The 1,518-nt window shown below is 32.1% G+C and carries 1 pseudogene; it reads right to left on the bottom strand.

Going from position 1 to position 1,518, the window contains the following annotated elements:
* Positions 1-131: 131 nt before the first annotated feature.
* Positions 132-845 (bottom strand): annotated as a pseudogene (locus C4S35_RS15440) (ISAon1 family transposase).
* Positions 846-1,518: the final 673 nt, after the last annotated feature.

The raw sequence follows: 1,518 nt of genomic DNA, 5'->3' as shown, positions 1-1,518 counted from the left end.
TTCACAAACAAAATTACATTCGTATAAACTAAAGGCTTAACTGGATCAAGTCCAAAACCTGTTGAGCCATAAAAATTATGCATAAATATTATTTAGTCTAAAAAAGGAAAAACGCAACGTTTTTAACATCTCTAAATTGCTCTAAAAAATTTTATTATAGCATTGAAAGATTGCGCCGAAGCATTTGTGCTTCTGTTATCAAAATAGTTTAATATGGTTTGGCACTGATTCATTATAGATCTTGAGATTGTATTGAAAGACTTAAACCCAGACTGATTTACTTTCTCATGCCATTTGGCTAACCTTGAAAGTCCAATAATTTTATCGGTTGTTTTTTCAAAAATATTTCTCAAATCTTGCGCTAAATAATATGCTTTATCAATATCGGGATATAATTCAAGTAATAATGAAGATCGTTCTCTTTGGCTTCCTGACGATTTAGATTTGTTTTTATGTAGAAAATAACGACTTAGGACTAGCAGTTGCTTAAGAGTATCTGCGTTAGTTAAGGTTTTTGACTCAAATTTCTTAGTGGTTTACTTGGCTTTCTCAATAGCTTCATTTTCTCAGTCGATTCCTTGCCAACGGTATTTGATTCTAATTTCCTGTAAAGCTTTCAAGGTGATTTTTTGAATATGAAAGCGGTCGGTTACCCCACTAGCATTTGGAAAACACTTCTTGGCTATTAATCCCATATTTGCTGCCATGTCCAATATAATCTCTGTTACTTGATTGCTTAGTTTGAGAGGAATTGTTTCAATAAAAGAAATTACAGTATCAGCCTTAGTTCCAGCAATAATGGCAACTATGGTTCCTTTCTTTCCTTTGCCTGCTTTGTTGGTCACAATAGTATAAAGTTTACCATTGGAAAGTGAAATTTCATCTATCGATAAACGTTTGCCTGAGCTTTCTGGGAAGATAAACCACTGTTTGGCGTATGATACTTGATCCCAGGTTTTAAAATCACTTAAGAAATCTTTGTATTGATATTGTAGTTTTTTACCCGTAACTCTGTTAAAAAAAGCAATTGCATTACTATCATTTGGTCTGGAATCTATTAATTTCTTTTAAAAAAGAAGCAAACTCCTGTGTTACCCGATTTGTATCTGCTACTAAATTCAAATCTCTAAAAACTACTTAACCAGTATTTTCATTGAGCCATCCTCTGCGTGTAATATGCCTGCTATACCTGATATCCACAAATTAGATAATCTTGAACGGTTATTTCATTAAAGAATCCTTTCGAACTTAATTTGTATTGATGATATTCTTTTGGAAATCGAATAGATCTCTCTTAAATAAAAACGAAGTATTTCTTCTACTTTTTGTATCAGGTTAACTCAAAGTACTCTATTATGATTTCACCCAACAATAATCTGATTAGTTCGCTATAGGAATCTTGCATTTGGATCTGATTTATAAATACTAGATTCAACTAATTAATGCAACTTTTAGGGGGGAGATAAAGACATTTTTTCAAAAGAAAGGACTTTTAAAAAGCCCTCTCTCTCGAATGGA

It is taken from the genome of Flavobacterium urumqiense (assembly GCF_900108015.1).
GTDB classification, from domain to species: domain Bacteria; phylum Bacteroidota; class Bacteroidia; order Flavobacteriales; family Flavobacteriaceae; genus Flavobacterium; species Flavobacterium urumqiense.
The sequence above is the reverse complement of the archived record's forward strand: the minus strand, read 5'-3'. Positions and strand labels throughout refer to the sequence as shown.